This window comes from Tateyamaria sp. Alg231-49 (assembly GCF_900143535.1).
Classification (GTDB): domain Bacteria; phylum Pseudomonadota; class Alphaproteobacteria; order Rhodobacterales; family Rhodobacteraceae; genus Tateyamaria.
Genome location: NZ_FRFA01000003.1, coordinates 117,277 through 137,808, shown reverse-complemented (window position 1 = coordinate 137,808; position 20,532 = coordinate 117,277). Strand labels below are relative to the sequence as shown.

Below are 20,532 nucleotides of genomic sequence, written 5' to 3'. Positions count from 1 at the left end.
TCTCTTATTTCACCGACCCGGCCAGCAGGCCGCGGACGAGGTATTTTTGCATGGCAAAGAAGACGGCCAGTGGGACCGCAATCGACACAAAGGCCGCGGTCGCGAGGATTTCCCAATTGCCTCCGCGCGTGCCCAGCAGGTTCACGATCTGATCGGTCATCACCGTGGTTTGTCCGGTTGCGTCGATCAGGAACACTTTGGCCACAAGCAGGTCATTCCACGTCCACAGGAACTGGAAGATCGCAAAGGACGCCAAGGCTGGGAACGAAAGTGGGAGGATAATCTTGGTAAAGATCTGAAAATCCGTCGCCCCGTCCACCTTGGCGTTTTCGATGATGTCGCGCGGCAATCCGACCATGTAGTTGCGCAACAGATATATCGCGAGCGGTAACCCGAACCCGGTATGGGCAAGCCAGACCCCCAGATATCCCTTGCCGATGCCAATCCCCACATGGAGTTTCAGCAGCGGGATCAGCGCCAGTTGCAGCGGCACCACCAAAAGGCCAACGACACAGGCAATCAGGATCGCGCGCCCCGGAAAGTCCATCCAAGCCAGCGCATACGCCGCAAAGGCCGCCACCACGATGGGAATGATCGTCGCCGGGATCGTGACCGTCAGCGTGTTAAGGAACGCCTTGGCCATATTGTCGTTGGAATCCCCACTGGTCATGATGTTCACGTAATTGTCCGTGGTGAATTCGGGCGGCGATACGGCGGTGACAAAGGCCCGTTGCCCACGCCCCGAAATCTGTTCGTCATTGCCCGACCAGACGTAGTTGCCCGCGGCATCCAATGTGAACGTCTCGCCATCGCCCAGATCGGCAACATCGCCAGACTGATAGGCGTCAACGGCGCGCGACGAGGTGCCCCAGCTTTGGATTTCGCCAATTGCGCTGCCTTCTTCGAACAGGTTGCCCTCGACCACAAACAGATCACCCCGTTCGATCCGGTTTTCGTCTGGATCAGCGACACGGTAGCGTTCGGTCTGTTCCGAAGGGAACAGCGCCGCCCACCAGCCGGAACCGGAAATCTGGTCAGCGGTGCGGAAGGACGACACCAGCAGCCCGAAGGTCGGGAACACCCACAGCGCCACAAGCAAAACAACTGAAATATTGACGAGCCATCCAAGGGACGATTTGGAACCTGCGATATTGTCCATTACTTCATCTCCTTACGGGCGTTGTAGACGTTCCAGACGAGGATCGGTGACACCATGATCATGATCACGATGGCCGCAGCCGACCCCACGCCCCAGTCATTGGCGCGGAACAGCTTGTCGAACATGTAGTTGGCCAGAACCTGCGTTTCCCACTGCCCGTTGGTCATCGCAAACACGATGTCAAAGACCTTGAGAACGGTAATTGTGATCGTCGTCCAAACCACCACGATGGTGCCCATGATCTGCGGCACCTTGATCTTGAAGAAGACTTGAAACGGGTTGGCCCCATCTACGATAGCGGCCTCGATCGTTTCTTCGGGGATGCCACGCAGGGCAGCGGACAGGATCACCATGGCAAAGCCGGTCTGGATCCAGATCAACACCACCATCAGCAGGAAGCTGTTCCAGAAGGGGATCGTCAGCCATGTCTGCGGCTCACCATATGGATAATCGAATGTGAACACGCCGATCAGCGAGGAAATCGACAGATACACAAGGTACAGCGCAGCAGCCCCAACAAAAAGGCGCAGCGGCACAAAGCCTGCACCGCCGCCGTTCTGTCGGCTTTCGGCGATAGGACGCACAAATATCCAACCGACATAGGCGACAATGGCCCCAAAGGACAAAAGGATAAGGGTCGGCAGCGCCTGCAACATAAGGAATGACCCAAAGCCGCCGTCAAACTGCAGCCATACCGCGTTCAGGATGCCGATCTGGTTCTGATCTGCGGGGCGGGTTTCGTAAACCAGCTTAAAGATAACGCCAGCACCAACGAAGGAGATCGCCATCGGCATAAAGATCAGGGATTTCGCAATCGATCCCCACTTGATCCGGTCAGTAAGTTGCGCGGCCAAAAGGCCAAAGGCGGTGGAGGCGGCAGGTACGACGATCAACCACAGAAGGTTGTTGCGCAGCGCCTCCCAGAATTTTGGTTCGCCAAACATCTGGTTGTAATTGGCAAGGCCGACAAATGCGCCGCCCTGATCGTGGTCAGTCAGCGACAGCCGCAGTGTCTCGAACACCGGATAGGCGAGGTACAGGCCAAGCGCGAACATCGCTGGAAACAGGAACAACCATGGACGGACCATATTGGCCTTGTTGATGTTGTCGCCCGCTTTTGGCCCTTTGGCCGGAAAGACAACCTTATCGAGGAACTGGTTCGATCCCCAAAAGTACAACAAGCACCCGCCGACGCCGGCAACGATTGTAAAAAGTCCCAAAATTGCGGGGTTCATCTGGCATCCTCCCTATGGCGAGGCCCCGTTTTCGCGTGGGGTCTCTCGCAACCAGCACGTGTCCGGTTGTGTGATCAGCCCGCTTGCGCGGACTGATCGATCTCGTGAGTGGTCAAAGCGCTTACTTCAGCGCGTCCCAGCTGTCCTGAATGTCGGAGGCAACCGCGGCGGCGTCTTTGCCACCCGTGTAGTCAACCATGCCGGTCCAGAACGAGCCTGCACCAACGCCACCGGGCATCAGGTCAGAGCCGTCAAAGCGGAACGTGGTCGCGCCCAACAGAACGTCACCCAGCGCGCGCAGCGTGTCGTCCTTGTAGGCTTCGGTGTTCACGCCCTTGTGGGGTGTGAGGAAGCCGGTTTGCGCCATCATGATCTCGTGGCTGAGGGGCAGTTTGAAGTACTCCATCAACGCTGACGCGCCATCGGACGGATCGGTGATCGCCATCAGCGTACCGCCACCCAAAACCGGGTTGCCCAGATCCTTGTCCGCATAGGACGGGAAGTAGAAGAAGTTGGTGTCGACACCAAACTCTACATCTTCAGGGAAGAAGGCCGGAACAAACGACGCCTGACGGTGCATGTAGCACTGTGGAGGTGAGGTGAAGAGGCCTTTGGGGCTGTCGCGGAAGTCAGTGGAAGCCACCGCACCGGCACCGCCGGACACTTTGGCATCGTCACGTGCGAAATAGCCGAACTCTTCGATCGCAGCGATCACGCGTGGATCGTCAAACGGGATCTCGTTTGTGGTCCACTGGTCATAGACCGAAGGGTCAACTGTGCGCAGCATCATGTCTTCGACCCAGTCGGTCGCTGGCCAACCCGTGGCGGCACCACTTCCCAGACCAATACACCATGGCACTTCGCCATCGGCCACGATCTGTTCGGTCAAAGCCTTGAGGTCTTCCATGGTCGTGGGCACTTCGTAATCGGCGTCTTCGAAGTTTTCTGGGTTGTACCAGACCAGTGATTTGACGTTCACGTTGTAGAAAAAGCCATACATCTGATCGTTGCCATCGGCATCCGCGTATGTACCGAGATCAACCCAGGACGAGCCCGCTGCGTAGTTGTCGGCAACCCAGGATGCCATGTCGTCACCCAGTGGTGTCAACTGACCCTTGCCCGCCATCACGGCCGCCAGACCGGGTTGGGGGAAGACGGAAATGTTGGGAGCAGACCCCGCTTCGGCGTCAATTACGATCTGCTGTTCGAAGGAATCCGAACCCGTGTAGATCACGTCCGCACCTGTCGCCTCTTCGAAATAGGCCAGCGCGTTGTCCAGAAACCCGTCTTCGGGTGTCAACCAGGGGCCAAACACTGTGACGGTCTGTCCGCTCAGGTCGGGCGCGTTTTCGGCCCATGCATTGTAGCTGTCCCAGCTAAAGGGGCCTTCGCCAATCGGGAAAGCAATGTGGCCGTCCGCATGTACGCTCGCCGCCGTAATTGCCAATGCCGCAGCACTGGCCAGTAGAGTTCTGGTCATCGTGGTTATCCTCCCATTTCATACCCAAGCCGCACCGTCTGTTGAACGGCCCGTCCGCGCAATGACAGCTTGCCAAAGCGCTTTGGAATGGGCAGACCGTTGCTGAAAAATGCGTGGCTGTCAAACGTTCTGCGTCATGGGACTGAAGACATCGTAGCACGTGAAGGTGGAAACATGAGAGGTTTTGACGAAGGTGCTGTCATTCTATAGCGTCGCCTGAGTTTAAAGCGCTTTGGATCGGAAAACCGTGAATCTTAAGGAACTCTCGAAACATTTGGGGATCAGCCAGACGACAGTCAGTCGCGCGCTGAACGGATATCCCGAGGTTTCTGAGGCAACTCGCGCCCGAGTGATCGCTGCGGCCAATGAACACGGCTACAGTCCAAATACCCGCGCCCAAGGTCTCGCGACAGGTCACAGTCGCTGTATTGGGCACGTTATTTCCGAGGGTGATTCGGGCGAGATGGTGAACCCGATTTTTGGGGATTTCATGGCTGGTGCGGGCGAAACCTATGCAGCGCACGGTTATGACATGATGGTCACCCGCGTTGGCCAAGGCGACGAAGCAGACATCTATCGCCGTCTCAAGGCACGCGGTGCGGTGGATGGGCTGGTGATGCACGCGCCGCGCTTTGACGATTCGCGCCTGCCCGTGCTGACGGAACTGGGCCTGCCATTCGTGGTCCACGGACGCTCGAGCGGTGCAAGCACGCCCTATTCATATCTGGACGTGAACAATCGCAGCGCCTTTCACGAAGCCACGCAACATCTGACGTCCCTCGGCCACCGGCGGATTGCCCTGCTCAACGGGCAGGAGCAGCTGGATTTCGCCATACGCCGCCGACAGGGCTACGAACAGGCAATGGAAGAAGCCGGCCTGCCGGTGGACCCGACAGTGATGACCCAAGGCGAGATGACCGAGGACTATGGCTACCAGAATGCCATGACAATGCTGGACATGCCCGAACCGCCCACAGCGTTTCTGGTATCTTCAATCATCTGTGCCGCAGGCGTGCGCCGTGCGCTTGATGATCGAAACCTGCGGCCCGGCGAAGATGTGTCGATTGCCACTTTTGACGACTGCCTCAGCTACTTCCGCAACAGTGCCGCGCAACCTGTCTTTACGGCGATGCAATCGTCGGTGCGTGCGGCCGGTGCAACCCTTGCACGGATGTTGGTCGACCGGATCAACGACCCCACAGCGCCCCACACCCATACCCTTTGGGAAGCCGAATTTGTCGCCGGTGCCTCCACCGGACCGATCAAGGACTAAACCATGATGATACATAAACGCTCTGATTTTCCCGACGGGTTCCTGTTCGGGGCTGCCACCTCTGCCTACCAGATCGAAGGGCACAAATTCGGCGGCGCCGGGCGCGCCATGTGGGACGATTTCGCCGCCACGCCGGGCAACGTGGTGAGAGCCGAAGACGGTGCCTTGGCCTGCGATCACTATCACCGTTACGGCGCTGACCTTGATCTGCTCAAGGACGCAGGGTTTGACGCCTATCGGTTTTCGACCAGTTGGGCGCGGGTGATGCCGGATGGCCGAAACGTGAACCCCGAAGGCCTCGACTTCTATGACCGGCTCACAGACGGAATGTTGGAACGGGGGCTAAAACCTTGCGCCACGCTTTATCATTGGGAACTGCCCTCGGCTCTTGCTGACCAAGGCGGGTGGCGCAACCGCGACATCGCAGGCTGGTTCGGGGATTTCACCGGGGCAGTGATGGAGCGCCTCGGGGATCGGATGTATTCTGTCGCCACAATCAACGAATTCTGGTGCGTGTCTTGGCTGTCCCACTTTCTGGGCCATCACGCGCCGGGCCTGCGCGACATCCGGGCCACGGCGCGTGCGATGCACCATGTGCTGCTGGCCCATGGCACGTCCATCGAACGGATGCGCGGCCTTGGGGTGCAAAACCTCGGGGCTGTGTTCAACATGGAATGGGCCGCACCTGCGGACGACAGCCCGGAGGCGGCTGAGGCGGCGGCGCTCTATGACGATATCTACAACCATTTCTTTGTGTCTGGCGCATTCAAGGGCACGTATCCCGACCGGCTAGTGACTGCGCTGGGCGATCACTTTCCCGAAGGGTGGCAGGACGACATGGCGACGATTTCTGCGCCTTTGGACTGGGCTGGGATCAACTATTACACGCGATCCCTGCTGGCCGCCGATGACGGCCCGTGGCCGCACCTTCGCGCGGTCGAAGGACCACTGGAAAAGACCCAGATGGGGTGGGAAATCTATCCCAAGGGGCTGCACGATTTCCTTGTGCGCACAGCGCGCGAGTACACGGGCGATCTGCCGATCTATGTGACTGAAAATGGCATGTCCAATGCGGATACGGTGGTGAATGGCGCGGTCGATGATGCCGCCCGCATCGCCTATTTCAACAGCCACTTGTCAGCCGTGCGCAATGCCATCGGCAAAGGGGTTCCTGTCAAAGGCTATATGGCGTGGTCGCTGCTCGACAATTACGAATGGGCGCTGGGCTATGAAAAACGGTTCGGTATGGTGCACGTGGATTTCGAAACGCTGGAACGGATCCCAAAGGCAAGCTGGCATGCGTTCAAACAGATGTTGGCGGGGTAGGGCGCTCACGGCAAGCCCTGCGGTCGAACGCTCCGAACTTGTATCGGGCTACCCTAGGTCCAAACGTGTTTGTGTGCCAATGTGCAAAACGCGTTTGCAGGACAAAGAGAAAACAAATGATCTACCATGCACAGTGTTCGTGCGGAGCGGTAAAGCTAGAGGCAGAGGGCGAGCCTCTGGTTCAGTGTTATTGTCATTGTAACTCGTGCCGGAGCCGCACCGGCAGCCCGGTAAGTGCGCCGGTTCTTTGGCCCAGAACCCAAGTTCGCTTTACGTCCGGCAAGGACAAACTCAGGCGCTACTCAAAGAACAATCTGCCCGAAGGGGGCGTCTATTCATGCGAGGTGTGCAACGGCCTGGTTGGGGTGGATTTGGCTGGCGCCGGGTTGTTCGACATATTCGCGGGTCTCTTGTCTGATCTCGATTTCAAACCATCCGTGCATCTCAACTATGAAAATGCGGTGCTCCCCATTCGAGACGGCTTGCCCAAACTGAAAGACATGCCCGAAGACTGGGGCGGCAGCGGCGAATTCCTCGCCGAGTGATAGCCTGAACCGGGACAGGTTGGTTGCCCAAATCAACCCATTCGCTAGGGTTGTCGCACAACCCGACCTAACGTTTGCCAAAGGATAAGCCGATGCTTCGATCTCTCACTCTAAGCGTGATTATATTGGCCAGCCCTGCCATGAGCGAAAATGCTCCCTCGTTTGATTGCGCCAAAGCCGAAAGTTCGGCAGAGACGCTGATTTGCGAAAATACGGAACTGGCACAATTGGATCGCCGTATCGCCGCGCGCTATGCAGCGGCCGTCAAAGCGATCAGGGAACTCGATACGGGCAGCAGTCAGGCAGAAAAGGATTTGCGCGCCACACAACGGGGCTGGATCAAGGGCAGAGACGAATGTTGGAAATCCGACGACCCAACCGACTGCATCCGCGCGTCCTATCTGCGCCGCGAGGGGGAATTGGTGGGCCAGTGGTTGCTTGAAGAACCGTCAGCCATCGTTATTTGGACCTGTGACGGAAATCCAGCCAACGAGGTCGTGACATACTTTTTCGATACCGAAGCCCCCAGTGTCCGCTTTGAACGAGGGGACACCATCGATACGGGCCAGTTGGTCCCAACAGCTTCGGGTTCTGCGTACGAAGGCAGCTTTGGCCGGTCTATTTGGACCAAAGGGGACGAGGCCACATACAAAGACCCCGATCCAAACGGTCAAAGCTACAGCTGCGTGCGCGCGACACAGTAACAGTTTCCGCGCTCAACAAACGGGTTTCAGCGGCATCAATATGGAACTGGGCCGCTTGAAAACCCCTCGGATAAAACAAAACAGGCCGCCTCTTTTACAAAGCGACCGCCTGTTAAAAATCAGTTTAGTTGACCGTCACCATCCTTGTCGGCGGTAGAGAAGTCTTCTTGCATCTGTTTAGAAAATTCCGCCTCCGACACAGAACCGTCTCCGTCGTCGTCCAGAATTTTAAATGCATCGCCGACCACATGGTCGTCGACTTCATCCGGCGACAACGCGCCATCGCCATCGGTATCCATCTTTTTGAAAGCGAATACGGTAAAATCTGAAAACTCACTTTGAGAGATCGCGCCGTCGCCATCTTTGTCCAGAGCATTCAGATGGCTTTCATTCAGGCCAGACTGTTGCGCGAATGAAGCCGTGGCAAACGATGCAACCAGACACGCCGCTATTGTTCTAGAAATCATGATCATCCCCTTCTTAGCAGGCATATGCTTGACCAGCGAGAGCACCTGCACCTGCACCACTTGCTGTAAAGATGTCTCGCCCGGTGCCGCCACCGAACTGGTTGCCAATTGCCCCACCAATCAAGGCACCACCAATCGTTCCCGTGGCGCACGCAATATTGTGCTGGCGTTGCGCTTGTTGTTGTGGTGTCGCCGCTGGCGCGCAGGCTTGCAGAACAACTGCGCAGCACAGCGCACTTGCTGTGTATATCTTCTTCATGCTCTTTCCTTTCTGCATTGGTTCGATCTTGCCCTGATCAAACACTGTCCTAGCCATGCTGCATAGAGCGAATGGATTGATCAAGCTAAGATATCGCGCCCCTTAGCTTGCGAGGAGCGACGCGGGACATCGCCCAAGCGCGTTTTGGGTCGCATCCGTTCCCTACATCCAACGCCTTGGGTCCACCGCTGCACCCGTTCGCGCGCTTTCCTGAGCGGCAAGCCCAAGAGCGACCGCGGCCCAACCATCACTGAGCGACACCTCGGGTTTGTCCGCCTCGCCTCTCACCAACGCCACAAACCGCTGATGCTGATAAAACGTCGATCCATTGTGATCCCCCGCATCCAGAAGTGCGGGATCAACAGGAATGTCATGCGTAACCGGCCCCTGCGGTGACCGAGGAGATGTCACCAGTTTGGCCACCGGAGCCGGACCCAGATGGGCAGGCCAGAACCGACCTGGACCGGGCACAAAGGCTTCGATCTTGCCCGCTGGGCCGACGGCAGACAGTTCCTCCTGATAGGCGGCGCCTTCGGCGAACATGCACAACTCCAACATCGCGCGCGTGCCGCCCTCGAAATCCACGATGACATAGCCACTGTCGATGATGTCGGGCGTCTCGCCGTCATAAGTCTCGTCCAGATGGTTCACCGCTTGGGCGGCTGAGGCCATGACGCGTACCGGATCTGCCCCCAGCGTGTGGCGCATCAGATCAAAGAAATGGCAGCATTTTTCGACAAACGTGCCGCCCGTGTAGCGGTTGAACCGGTTCCAGTCGCCGACCTTTTCAAGAAAGGGAAAGCGGTGCTCGCGGATCGACAGTTGCTTAATCCCGCCCGTGGCCTCGGCTGCGTGGGACAGAAAGCTGCTGATCACAGGCATGTAACGGTATTCCATCGCGACCCAGACAGGGGCAGGGTAGGCGTCGCGGAATGCAGCCAGCTTGGCCACGTCGTTTGGATCTGTGAACAGCGGTTTCTCGACCAGCAAGGGCAAGGGGCGCGTCGCCGCAATCTCTTCCAGTTGTTCCACATGGCGAAAGTTCGGGCTGACGATGAGAACGCAATCCAACGCCTCAACGGCCAGCAACGCGGCGACGCTGTCGACCAGTATGGCATCCGGCGCAATCGCGTGGGCCTTGGCGGCCATGTCGGCATCAGGCTCAAAGATCGCGGCCACAGCCGTGTCGGGCAGCAGCGCGATATTGCGCAGGTGTTCCTGACCCATCATGCCGCATCCAATGATGCCGTAATTCACAAGTTGTGCCATAGGGCCGTTCCTTACTTCAGTCGTTGCACATAGACCGCCCGCGCGGGGTCAAACCATGTGCGTGAAAATTCGATGGCATCGGGGCGGTCCGACCAGCTAAGCCGTTCGATATACCCAACCGTATCGCCCGGGCGTGGGGCGTAGGTGTCCGGAGCCCAGTCAGGAACGGCACTCAGGCTCACCCGGTCCTCGGCCCGCAAAATCCACAGACCCAGCGCCTTGCGATAAGTGGCATAGAGCGATTCGGAAATCATTGTTTCTTCGATCACACCAGCATCCGCATCCAGCCAAATCTCTTCCACGGCGATGATTGTGTCATTCAACGTGCGCAAACGGCGGATGCGCGTGCCGCGTTGCGAAGTGCCAAAACCGGGCAAATCGCGAGGCTTCTCCATATGATCCAGCGACAGAACCTCGGCGCGGGGCAACCCGCCACCTTCCAGCAACTCAAGGCGAAACATCGCATAGACGGTGCCCGTATCCCCACTGCTGCGCACATAGTTGCCAGACCCCTGAACCGCCTCGATCAACCCCTTTTCGCCCATGTCCCGCAGGGCCTTGCGCAACGTACCGACGCTGACACCCAACTCGGCCGCCATTTCGCGCTCGGGTTTCAGACGCTCGCCGTCAATCAGCCGCCCGGCGACGATATCGCGCGTCAACAGCTCGGCGATCTGCACATAGATCGGCAGCGCATGAGGGGAGGTTTTGGTCTGGGCCACAGGGACCTTTCTCATTGCAGACGTGAAAATTGATACACCATTGATCTACATCAATGACACGTGTTAGCAAGAGGGAAGTCAGACCACAAGCAAGGCCACGCGAGATATGACCATCGTCCCCATCACATCCCCCGATCTCGACGCGGCAGAAGTGTCATGGTTCTCAGCCCTCTGCTCGGACGATTACCAGTTTCTTGGGGTGCCGGATGGCGATCTTCGGTCCAGCTGGGCGCATTGCTCCGACATCGTGAAAGAGGCCGAGGCGCAAGGGTTTCGCAACATCCTGTGCCCCTCGTCCTATCAGGTCGGGCAGGACACGCTGTCCTTCGTGGCCGGATGCGCGCCGATCACATCCAAGATCAACCTGCTTGCGGCGGTGCGCTGCGGCGAGGTGCAACCCATCATGCTGGCGCGCACCATTGCGACGCTCGATCATATGCTCGAAGGGCGGCTGACGGTGAACATCATCTCGTCCGACTTCCCCGGCGAAAAGGAAGAAAGCGACTACCGCTACCAGCGCTCGCGAGAAGTCGTTGAGATCCTCAAGCAAGCGTGGACGCGGGACGAGATCAATTACGAAGGCGAAGTCTATAACTTCAAAGGGCTCACCACCGATCCGGTGCGCCCCTACCAAACGGGTGGGCCGCTGTTGTACTTTGGGGGGTATTCGCCCTCCGCTCTCGAACTGTGCGGCCAACATTGCGACGTCTACCTGATGTGGCCCGAACCCAAGGAAAACCTTGCCGGGCGGATGCGCGACGTGAACGCGGTGGCCGCAAGATACAACCGGACGCTGGATTACGGCCTGCGCGTGCACATGATCGTGCGCGACACCGAAGCCGAAGCGCGCGAATACGCAGATTACATCGTGTCCAAACTCGATGATGAATACGGGCAACTGATCCGTGAACGCGGGCTCGACTCTGGCTCTCTCGGCGTGGCGCATCAGGCCAAGGCGCGGGAGTTGGCGGACAAATTTGGCTATGTCGAACCGGGGCTTTGGACCGGAGTAGGACGGGCACGCTCGGGCTGCGGTGCGGCCCTTGTCGGATCCACCGATCAGGTCATGTCCAAGATCGAAGACTACCAGAAAATGGGCATCCGGGCTTTCATCTTCTCGGGCTACCCACACCTCGAAGAAGCAAAACATTTCGGCGCACGCGTCATGCCGCACTTGAAAACCTGCTCGCTGCCCCATGCTTATGGCAGGGTGCCCGCAAGTGCACCCAAAACACCCCTCGCCGCAGGAGAGCGCCGCTAATGGACCGCGTCCAACTGACCAACAACCTGACCCTATCGCGCATCGTCTACGGCATGTGGCGTTTGGGCGATGACACTGACACCTCGACGGCCCACGTGCAGGCCAAAATCCACGCCTGCCTTGATCAAGGGATCACGACCTTTGATCAGGCCGACATCTATGGCGGCTATATCGCCGAGGCCATTCTGGGCCAAGCGCTCAAGGCCGACAGCGGTCTGCGGGCGAAGATGGAGATCGTGACGAAGTGCGATATCGTGGCCCCCGTTGGTCGCTATGCGGACGCACCAGTCAAATACTACGACACCAGCCGGGCGCATATCATGTCCAGCATCGATCACTCGCTGCGGGACATGAGCATAGACCATATCGACGTGCTGCTGATCCACCGACCAGACCCGTTCATGGACCACCATGAAACCGGCGCAGCACTGGATGAGGCGGTGAAATCGGGCAAGGTCGGCGCAGTCGGCGTGTCGAACTTCCGCCCCTATGATTGGAAATTGCTGCAATCGGCGATGAAAACGCCGCTGGTCACAAACCAGATCGAAATGAGCCTGGGAGAAATCAACCCGTTCACCAACGGCGACCTCGCCTTTCACCAGCGCCACGGGCATCACCTGATGGCATGGTCGCCCTTGGGCGGCGGTGGTCTGATGTCGGGCACTGACAAACTGCACAGCGTCATGGATGAACTGGCCGCAGCGCACGGTGTTGATCGGGCCGCAATCGCAGTTGCATTCCTGCTGGCGCACCCTGCCAAAATCCTGCCCGTTATGGGCACCAACAATCTGGACCGGATCAAGCGGATCAGTGACGCGACCAAAGTCACGCTAGATCGGCCCACATGGTTCCGCCTTTATGAGGCAGCTCTTGGACACGAGGTGGCATGATGACGATGCAAGACCCCAACCAACCCACGAATTTCACGCCCGACGAAAGCTCCGGGCGTCAGCTGCGCGACGCTTTCGGTAAATTCGCAACCGGGATCACTGTGATCACTGCGGCCAGCACAGACGGGCCTGTGGCAATCGTCGCCAACAGCTTTTCCTCAGTCTCGCTCGACCCGGCCCTTGTGCTTTGGTCCGTGGACCGCGCCGCACGCCGTTTTCCATATTTTGACGCCGCTGATCACTACGCCATCCACGTGCTGGCGGCAGAACAGCAGGATCTGTGCACACAAGTCGCGCGCAACGCACACGCTTTGCAGGACATCGCACATGCCGTGAACGCAGACGGCGTTCCGCTGATGGACCATTGCCTTGCGCGCTTTGAATGCCGCAGGGTGGCGGCACATGATGCGGGTGATCACGTGATTGTCGTGGGGCAAGTTCAGCGGACACAGATGCGCGACGGCGCACCGCTCACCTTCTTTGGTGGAGGCTTTGGAACACTGGCAGACTAACGCCAGAACTAAAAAACGCACCGCCAAAAAACGCGGGCACATGAAAGAATTGCGCGGGAAAACCGCGCACACTCGGCACTGACGGATCAAAACCGGCGGGCCACGACAAAAGGGAGGGCCCTCATGGGCTTACTGCTGGCGGTGCTTGCACCGATGGGGGCTGTGATTGGCTTCGTGCTCAAGATTGGGCGCGCAATCGGTATTGTCGCGATTGCGGTGATGGTGGTGGCCATCCTCATTCAAGTCGTCGCGCGTTACGTTTTCAACAACGCGCTCCCTTGGCCTGACGAGGCTGCGCGCTTTTGCATGCTTTGGATGACCGGCCTGATGGCCCCGACAGCGTTCCGTCGCGGTGGGTTCGTTGCCCTCGACATGATCTCAGGATTCATGTCGGACCGGGTTGCTGCCGTTTTGTCCCTGATCCTGCTCCTGGTTTCGGTTCTGATCCTCTTTGTCGCTGTGCAAATCGGATGGAGCGAAGTCACAGGCTTTGGCGGGCGTTTCGCCACCGCCTCACTTTACCTTCCCACCTTTGATGGCTGGTTCCGCGTGCCGCGCAGCTGGATGATGCTGTCGCTGCTGGTCGGGGTGGTTCTTCTGTTCGTCGTGAACATCGAACTGATCCTGCGCAGCCTTGTGGCGATGATGGGGGGCGGGGATCGCCTGCCGCAACTTGATATGGGCGACATGGCCGCGGGGAGCGAATGACATGCTGATTTGGTTCTTGCCGCTTTTCCTTCTGTTCCTTCTGATCGGCTTGCCGGTGTTCTTTGGCCTTTTGGCGGCACCCGGTTTGCTGCTTTGGCTTAATGGGCAGGAAAAGGACATCACCCTCCTTTACCGCAATGTTTACAACGGCATGGACAGCTTTCCGCTGATGGCCATTCCGTTCTTCATGCTTGCGGGCGAGATGATGAACAAGGGCGGTATTACGATCCGGCTCGTCCAGTTTTCACAGGCGCTCATGGGGCATCTGCGTGGCGGTCTGGCGCAAGTGAACGTGCTCAGTTCTATCCTCTTTGCGGGTCTTTCCGGTTCGGCTGTGGCCGACACATCTGCTTTGGGTTCCATGCTGGTTCCCGCGATGGAGAAAGAGGGCTACACCCGTCGCTACGCCGCTGCGATCACCGCAGCCAGTTCCGTCATTGGGCCGATCATTCCGCCCTCAGGCATCATGATCATCTACGCCTATGTGATGGGCGAAAGCGTCGCTGCGTTGTTCCTCGCGGGCATTGTGCCTGGCATCCTCGTCGGTGTTGGCCTGATGGTGATGATCCGCATGACAGCCGATCGCTACGACCTGCCCGCCGCCAAGCGGGTGGAGTTCGACGGGGTGGAACTCAAACCACTGGAAAAGTGGACCTCCTTCGTGCTCGTTCGCCTGAACATCGGCCTCTTGATCTGGGCCGTGGCACCTTTGCCCGCTGGTTCGGCGGCGATGCAATGGGCCACGCTCGCCGGGTCCATCGCGGTTGCGCACGCGCTGATGCTGGCCCTGCGCACGATGGTCAGTTCCGAATTCCGCACGATCTGCAAACGGGCCATCGTGCCACTCCAAACGCCGGTGCTGATCCTCGGCGGCATCCTCGGGGGTGTGTTCACACCAACAGAGGCGGCAGCCGTGGCCGTCGCCTACGCCGTGTTCGTCGCCTTCTTCGTGCTGCGGACCATGCGGCTCAGCGACCTGCCCGACATCCTCAGCCGCGCGGGGCTGACATCGGCCATCGTCCTGCTGCTGGTGGGCGCGGCCATGGCGTTCAAAACGGTGGTGTCGCTGTCCTACGCGCCGCAAATCCTCGCGGACTACATCCTCACCCTTTCGGAAAACCCGCTGATCCTGCTGTTCCTGATCAACCTGCTGCTGTTTATCGTCGGCATGTTCCTCGACGCAGGGCCCGCGATCATCATCCTGGGGCCCATCCTCGCACCCATCTTCACCGATCTGGGCGTCGATCCAATCCACTTCGCGATTATCATGAGCGTCAACCTCACCGTTGGCCTCGCCACACCGCCCATGGGGCTGGTGCTCTTCGTGGCCGCTGCTGTCAGTCAGGAAAAAGTTGAAACGATCGCAAAGGCCATTCTGCCTTTCCTTGCGGTCGAAATTGCTGTCATCTTCCTGATTACATACGTGCCGGCCATTTCCATGACCATTCCCCGCCTGACGGGGTTCGTAAACTAAATGATTGAGACATAACGGGAGGAACCAAACACATGCTCAACACAACCCTCAAAACCCTCACGGCGGCCGCACTTGTTGCGGGCTCTGCCATGATGGCGACAGCGCAGGAATACACGATCCGCGCCACCGCCAACTCGAACGAAAATGACGAAGACTATGACGGGCTCGTCGTCTTCAAAAACTACGTCGAAGCGGCCTCCAACGGCGCCATCGCCGTGGAACTGTTCATCGGGACACAGCTGTGCAGCAACGGTGCGGAATGCCTGCAAGGCGTGGCAGACGGGTCGATTGACGTCTACATCTCCACCTCGGGCGGTGCGTCGGGCATCTTCCCATATGTGCAGGTCCTCGATCTGCCCTACCTGATGGCGGATGACAGGATCGCCGAACACGTGCTGCAAGGTGACTTTGTGCGCACCATGCGCAACATGGCGCTCGAAGATTCCGGCGACGCGATCCGCCTGATGACCATCGGCAACACCGGCGGCTGGCGTAACTTTGCCAACACGCAACGCCGTGTGGCTGAACCTGCGGACATGGACGGGCTGAAAATCCGCACCGTGGTCGCCGACCTGCCACAGGAACTGGTCAAGGCACTGGGCGCGTCCCCAACGCCGATCCCATGGCCTGAGCTGTTCACATCGTTCCAGACGGGCGTTGTGGAAGGGTCCAAGAACGGGATCACCGACATCATGGGCATGAAGTTCCCAGATGCGGGCCTGCAATACGTGACACTGGACGGGCACGCCTACATGGGTGCGCTGTGGTGGATGAGCAACCAGAACTTCATGGCGATGCCCGAAGACATGCGCCGCGTCGTGGTTGATGGCTTCTACGCTCTGCAACAGGCCACTTTCGCCTCGCCCAAGCGCAAGTCGATCGCAGCCTACGAAGAGTTCGTAGCCGGTGGCGGTGACCTTTATGTGCCGACACCAGAGCAAAAAGCGGCCTTCGCGGCAGCAGCGGCACCGGTCAATGACTGGTTCAAAGGCAACGTGGCCCGCGGTGAAGAAATCCTCAGCGCGCTACAAACAGCCGTGGCCGAGGCCGAAGCGGACGTGAACGCAGCCCGCGACGCTGACCTGAACTAAGGCAGGGCGGGCACCACGCCCGCTTTTCCACAAGACAACAAAGGCCGCTCCATCTGGGGCGGCCTTTTTTGTGGGGCAAGATCGTTTGCACACAAAGGAGCCATCGTCAGAACGGGGCGCCTCTCTAACCGTCCCGGTGGGCTGCCAATGGCCCGTCTACCGGGTGGATGGGATCAATCACCGCGCGCCGCATCAAAGTTGAGACCCAATGGGAAGTATTCCAAGGAAACCAGCCCAGATATGCTGCAACAGCGTGCCACTAGGTTCCCGCCGGTAAAGAGACGTCTTTTTGTCATCTCTCTCTGTCAGCCAGATCATCTGCTGATCCTCTGTCAATTCCACTTTAAATGTATTTCTTGGCAAAGCCGCTTCTAACTGACCAACCGTCCGTTGGGCCAAGCTGGGGGAGTCGATCATTATTCCCATCTCGGTGTTGATCCTCACCGACCGTGGATCCAGATTGAACGATCCGATAAACAGATATCGGTCGTCGACAGTGAATGCTTTGGTGTGCAGGCCCGAGCGGCTGGTATCCCAATTGACCCCCAGTTTATCGCGCTCCAGTGAGTCTGGTCGAAGTTCGTAGAGTTCGACACCCGCCCGCAGCAACGCTCTGCGCTTTTTGGCATAGTGCGCATACACCGGCGCGACATCGTTGGATGCAATAGAGTTGGTGACGACCTCGACATCGACGCCACGTTCTTCCAGTCCAGCAAGCCAGGTCACACCACTGTTAAGCGGGACGAAATAGGCAGAGATGATGTGCACTTCGTCCCCGGCATTCTCAAAATATGGCAGAAGTTGCCGCGCAAGAATCTCGTCCTCATCATGCTCGCGTGCAGCTTTTGAAACCGGATCGGCATAAGCCTTTGCAGACACCCACTCCAACTTGAAATTTTCCCGCGCGAAATCAGTGCTGGCGGATCGGATGAGGGCTTCTACAAATTCAGTCTGACGGGCGTCATTTTCCAGTTTCAGAAGGCGTGCTTTCGCCTCTTTCAATGTCAGGTCTTCCGGCTCGCCGACAACGACACGGGCTGGCACTGCAAAACGACTGTTCCAGTATTCATCGAAGCTATCAGAAACTTCGCGGACAACTGGACCTGTCGCAAGAACGTCCAGATCTCTGTAGTTTGTCGTCTGTTTGGCCAGAAAATACTCTGCACCGATGTTTCGACCTCCAACAATGGTAAAGGTATTGTCAAAGGTCATCGACTTGTTGTGCATCCGTCGATTGATCCGCCCAAAGTCGGTCAAGGCGTTCAGGGCTTTCCCTTTTTCCCGCCAGAACGGATTAAAAAGCCTGATTTCTATGTTTGGATGAAGATCAAGCGCGGCGGTCATTGCGTCATAACCGGCCGTGTCCATGTCATCTAAAAGAAGCCGAACACGTACGCCACGATCTGCGGCCCGAACCAGGCTGGATGCAAACATGTGTCCCGTGGGATCATCGTGCAGAAGGTAATACTGCGCATCTATTGTGCGCTCGGCTCGTGCAGCCAAAAGAAGCCGTGCGGCAAGAGCCTCCTCGCCGTCGGACAACATGCGAACGCCAGATCGACCGTCTTCTGGGTTCCCAAGTGATTGTGAGCGACGAGAAAGATAGCTTTGCGGCGGTTCCGGAAGAGTGCGGGTCACAGTCTTTTCATACTGCCGCACCGAAGGTCCGCATGCCGATAACACGACGCCGATCAGGCCGAACAGCAATGCCAATAAAAGATGTTTGAAGTGTCGCGTCGCGAGGCAAGAAGGTGGCTGTCTACGCATCTTTACTGCGGGTCCTTCAGTGTAAGTTCCGCGAGCATCGCATTTACGGCGGCACTTATAAAGGCACTGCTTTTCCGCATGTGATCGAACTGCCTGGGTCAGACTGGCATCCGCGAATAAAAAGCCCAAGTTCAAGCTTTGAACCAGGGTACCATTCGAATTCAAACACTGGCTGAAACCAAGGGCGCGACTGGGGTGGTGCCACGGTAGCTGCCTCATCATGATGGCTGCTGTTCTTTCAACGGCCTAACTGAGGCTCTGGTCAATGGCATCGCTTTATCAGCACGCACCTGGGTCAGAGCCTATCTGTTTTGGATTTAAAGCCTACCCTCGCAGCGCCCCTTCCATGCCCCTCAGTTTCCTGATCGTTCAAACGCCCAGCAACGGACCCATGTGCCGTGTAGTGCCGTTTATCTGCAAAGATGTTTGTCGAGCATATGGCGGAACGGCTCTCTTGAATTTCACGCGGGCTCCAAGTCTCAAATGTTAAGCAATGGTAAATACGCCTCTGTAACCCATTGAAATATATAGGACGGAGCCCTGTCCCAGCGTGGGACACACCTGCGGCACGGGTGGTCTTTTCAATTTCCCGAACCCCTGCCAAACTCTACCGGAACGGATACATCCAGACCTTATAATCAGCGACCAGAATATGCGCGCGATCAATCTCATCCTTGGTCATTTTCTTGACCACCTCTTCAAGGCTGATCGCCGCGTCCGGGTCGCCGCCGATGGCCGACAGGGTGTACCACATGTAAGCCCGCACAAGGTCCGGGGCGGGCATGCCGCGCCCCACTTCATAATACCACCCCACGCCAGATTGCGCGCCGGGGTGCCCCTTCATCGAGGCGCGCAAGTACCATTCAAACGCCCGCTCATCGTCCCGCTCGACCCCCAGCCCGAGAGCGTAAAGGACGCCGATCAATTCCTCAGCCTCCGCATTGCCCGACCGCGCCGCAGGCCACAGCGCGTCATAGGCCGCCTCGTAGGCGCCAGCCTCCATCAGATCGCGCGCCTCTTCCAATTCCGCCCATGCCGGGGCGGTCAAAAACGCAAGGGCTATGGCAAGTTTGCGCATGTCGTCCTCCTCAGCGCGACACCTGTCTGGGCGATGGAGTTGCCGCGCCCTCTGACGCAGGATGATTTCATCCCCGTAGAGGCAGCACAAGCCAAACTGGGCCAGCTGCTGTTTTATGATCGCATCCTGTCAGGCAACCAGAACATCGCCTGTTCGACCTGCCATCACCCGGATTTGGGCACCGGTGATGGTCTCAGCCTCGGCATCGGCGAGGGTGGAGTAGGCCTTGGCCCGCAACGCAAGCCCGGCACCGGAGAGGATCGCATCCGCAAGCGCATCCCACGCAACGCGCCGGGGCTGTGGAACCTCGGGGCGCGGGACCTGAGCGTGATGTTCCATGACGGACGCCTGAGCGTCGCGGATACCTACGAGAACGGGTTCAATTCTCCGGCCGAGGAACGGTTGCCTGACGGCCTTGATAACCTGTTGGCGGCGCAGGCGGTCTTTCCCCTCGTTGCGCAGTTCGAGATGGCAGGGAACCCGAAGGAAAATGAAGTCGCCGGGGCGGTACATGATCGTATCGATTACGCGTGGCCGATCCTGACTGACCGGGTGCGTCACAATGCGGATTACGCCGCGATGTTTACAAACGCCTACCCGCATATCGAAGCGTCCGCTGACATCACCATCGCGGACATTGCTAATGCGCTGAGTGCTTTCATGATCGCTGAATGGACCAGTTTTGACAGCCCGTTTGATGCTTACCTTGCCGGCGATGCCTCCGCGATGACCCCGGATCAGGTTGATGGGATGGACCTGTTTTATGGAGTTGCCGGGTGCAGTGACTGCCACAGCGGATCGCTGATGACGGATCAGGCATTTCATGCCCTTGGGCTGCCCCCCTTTGGTCCGGGACGCACCCGCCAATGGGATCCGATGGTGCGCGACGTGGGGCACATGGGAGAAAGCAACCGGCTTGAGGATGCCTATGCCTTCCGCACGCCCATGCTGCGCAACGTGGCATTGACGGCACCCTATGGGCACAACGGGGCCTATCCGACCCTTGAAGGGATCGTGCGCCATCACATGAATCCTGCTGAGGCCCTTGAGGCATGGACACCCAAGCAGGCAGCCTTACCCGAAGTCCCGTGGCTTGCGGTTATTGATTTTGCCGTTTGGCAGGACAGCCGTGAGATGGCGCGTCAACGCGCAGCGGCGATCCAAGTGACGCCGATTTTGCAAGACACGGAAGTGGCTGCGATTGTGGCGTTCCTCGAAGCGTTGACAGGTGAGACGGCAAAGACCGGCCATTTGGGTATCCCGTCAGGCGTGCCCAGCGGTCTACCAGTGGATGGCCGGATCAGCGACTAAG

Annotated in this window: 20 protein-coding genes; 11 read left to right on the top strand and 9 right to left on the bottom strand. The window is 58.3% G+C overall.

Features of this window, described 5'->3' with window-relative positions; all coding sequences use genetic code 11:
• Positions 1–4: 4 nt before the first annotated feature.
• The 3 genes from DHN60_RS06610 to DHN60_RS06600 form a co-directional block, all read right to left on the bottom strand.
• Positions 5–1,159: a carbohydrate ABC transporter permease gene (locus tag DHN60_RS06610; RefSeq protein ID WP_108836492.1), complete on the bottom strand. Its 1,155-nt coding sequence runs from the start codon at positions 1,157–1,159 to the stop codon at positions 5–7.
• Entirely contained in the window at positions 1,159–2,394 is a 1,236-nt protein-coding gene (locus DHN60_RS06605; RefSeq protein ID WP_108836491.1) for a carbohydrate ABC transporter permease, read from the bottom strand. Before DHN60_RS06605 ends, DHN60_RS06610 begins: the two co-directional genes overlap by 1 nt.
• 121 nt (positions 2,395–2,515) lie before the next feature.
• Complete coding sequence (locus DHN60_RS06600) at positions 2,516–3,874, bottom strand: ABC transporter substrate-binding protein (protein WP_108836490.1); 1,359 nt, start codon at positions 3,872–3,874, stop codon at positions 2,516–2,518.
• A 247-nt stretch (positions 3,875–4,121) separates the two neighbouring features.
• On the opposite strand from DHN60_RS06600, the gene DHN60_RS06595 reads away from it, so the two are divergent.
• From DHN60_RS06595 to DHN60_RS06580, 4 genes are all read left to right on the top strand, one after another.
• Positions 4,122–5,147 carry a LacI family DNA-binding transcriptional regulator gene (locus tag DHN60_RS06595; protein WP_108836489.1) on the top strand — a complete coding sequence of 342 codons (1,026 nt, stop codon included), beginning with the start codon at positions 4,122–4,124 and terminating at the stop codon, positions 5,145–5,147.
• A gap of 6 nt (positions 5,148–5,153) precedes the next feature.
• Positions 5,154–6,473, top strand: a complete 1,320-nt coding sequence (locus DHN60_RS06590) for a GH1 family beta-glucosidase (RefSeq protein WP_199913644.1) — start codon at positions 5,154–5,156, stop codon at positions 6,471–6,473.
• Between the two features lie 116 nt (positions 6,474–6,589).
• Positions 6,590–7,018, top strand: a complete 429-nt coding sequence (locus DHN60_RS06585; RefSeq protein WP_108836487.1) for a GFA family protein — start codon at positions 6,590–6,592, stop codon at positions 7,016–7,018.
• A 140-nt stretch (positions 7,019–7,158) separates the two neighbouring features.
• Positions 7,159–7,722, top strand: coding sequence for an MliC family protein (locus DHN60_RS06580; protein WP_234423554.1), 564 nt, complete (start codon positions 7,159–7,161; stop codon positions 7,720–7,722).
• Between the two features lie 119 nt (positions 7,723–7,841).
• Here DHN60_RS06580 and DHN60_RS06575 read toward each other — a convergent pair whose 3' ends face one another.
• The 4 genes from DHN60_RS06575 to DHN60_RS06560 all read right to left on the bottom strand — a co-directional run bounded on the left by DHN60_RS06575 (position 7,842) and on the right by DHN60_RS06560 (position 10,454).
• Positions 7,842–8,297: an EF-hand domain-containing protein gene (locus tag DHN60_RS06575; RefSeq protein ID WP_304572490.1), complete on the bottom strand. Its 456-nt coding sequence runs from the start codon at positions 8,295–8,297 to the stop codon at positions 7,842–7,844.
• The gene (locus tag DHN60_RS22885; RefSeq protein ID WP_108836731.1) at positions 8,203–8,448 is read right to left on the bottom strand and encodes a glycine zipper 2TM domain-containing protein; all 246 of its coding nucleotides are present in this window, start codon (positions 8,446–8,448) and stop codon (positions 8,203–8,205) included. Before DHN60_RS22885 ends, DHN60_RS06575 begins: the two co-directional genes overlap by 95 nt.
• Before the next feature lie 162 nt (positions 8,449–8,610).
• Positions 8,611–9,717: a Gfo/Idh/MocA family protein gene (locus DHN60_RS06565; RefSeq protein WP_108836484.1), complete on the bottom strand. Its 1,107-nt coding sequence runs from the start codon at positions 9,715–9,717 to the stop codon at positions 8,611–8,613.
• Positions 9,718–9,728: 11 nt separating this feature from the next.
• Positions 9,729–10,454 carry a GntR family transcriptional regulator gene (locus DHN60_RS06560; protein WP_199913637.1) on the bottom strand — a complete coding sequence of 242 codons (726 nt, stop codon included), beginning with the start codon at positions 10,452–10,454 and terminating at the stop codon, positions 9,729–9,731.
• A gap of 91 nt (positions 10,455–10,545) precedes the next feature.
• On the opposite strand from DHN60_RS06560, the gene DHN60_RS06555 reads away from it, so the two are divergent.
• From DHN60_RS06555 to dctP, 6 genes are all read left to right on the top strand, one after another.
• On the top strand, positions 10,546–11,700 hold the full coding sequence (locus DHN60_RS06555) for an LLM class flavin-dependent oxidoreductase (protein WP_108836483.1): 1,155 nt from the start codon (positions 10,546–10,548) through the stop codon (positions 11,698–11,700).
• A complete protein-coding gene (locus DHN60_RS06550) occupies positions 11,700–12,590 on the top strand; it encodes an aldo/keto reductase family oxidoreductase (protein ID WP_108836482.1) in 891 nt (296 codons plus the stop codon). The genes DHN60_RS06555 and DHN60_RS06550 overlap by 1 nt, the downstream gene beginning before the upstream one ends.
• The gene (locus DHN60_RS06545; RefSeq protein ID WP_306415978.1) at positions 12,587–13,102 is read left to right on the top strand and encodes a flavin reductase family protein; all 516 of its coding nucleotides are present in this window, start codon (positions 12,587–12,589) and stop codon (positions 13,100–13,102) included. Before DHN60_RS06550 ends, DHN60_RS06545 begins: the two co-directional genes overlap by 4 nt.
• A gap of 123 nt (positions 13,103–13,225) precedes the next feature.
• Positions 13,226–13,810, top strand: a complete 585-nt coding sequence (locus DHN60_RS06540; protein WP_108836481.1) for a TRAP transporter small permease — start codon at positions 13,226–13,228, stop codon at positions 13,808–13,810.
• Between the two features lies 1 nt (position 13,811).
• Positions 13,812–15,284, top strand: coding sequence for a TRAP transporter large permease (locus DHN60_RS06535; protein ID WP_108836480.1), 1,473 nt, complete (start codon positions 13,812–13,814; stop codon positions 15,282–15,284).
• Between the two features lie 32 nt (positions 15,285–15,316).
• The gene (dctP, locus tag DHN60_RS06530) at positions 15,317–16,375 is read left to right on the top strand and encodes a TRAP transporter substrate-binding protein DctP (protein ID WP_108836479.1); all 1,059 of its coding nucleotides are present in this window, start codon (positions 15,317–15,319) and stop codon (positions 16,373–16,375) included.
• A gap of 192 nt (positions 16,376–16,567) precedes the next feature.
• Here dctP and DHN60_RS06525 read toward each other — a convergent pair whose 3' ends face one another.
• Both DHN60_RS06525 and DHN60_RS06520 read right to left on the bottom strand, forming a co-directional pair.
• The gene (locus DHN60_RS06525; RefSeq protein WP_234423553.1) at positions 16,568–18,082 is read right to left on the bottom strand and encodes a phospholipase D family protein; all 1,515 of its coding nucleotides are present in this window, start codon (positions 18,080–18,082) and stop codon (positions 16,568–16,570) included.
• Between the two features lie 667 nt (positions 18,083–18,749).
• The gene (locus DHN60_RS06520; protein WP_108836477.1) at positions 18,750–19,220 is read right to left on the bottom strand and encodes a tetratricopeptide repeat protein; all 471 of its coding nucleotides are present in this window, start codon (positions 19,218–19,220) and stop codon (positions 18,750–18,752) included.
• A 33-nt stretch (positions 19,221–19,253) separates the two neighbouring features.
• Here DHN60_RS06520 and DHN60_RS06515 point away from each other — a divergent pair, with 33 nt between their 5' ends.
• Positions 19,254–20,531, top strand: coding sequence for a cytochrome-c peroxidase (locus DHN60_RS06515; RefSeq protein WP_108836476.1), 1,278 nt, complete (start codon positions 19,254–19,256; stop codon positions 20,529–20,531).
• The last annotated feature ends 1 nt before the right edge of the window (position 20,532 follow it).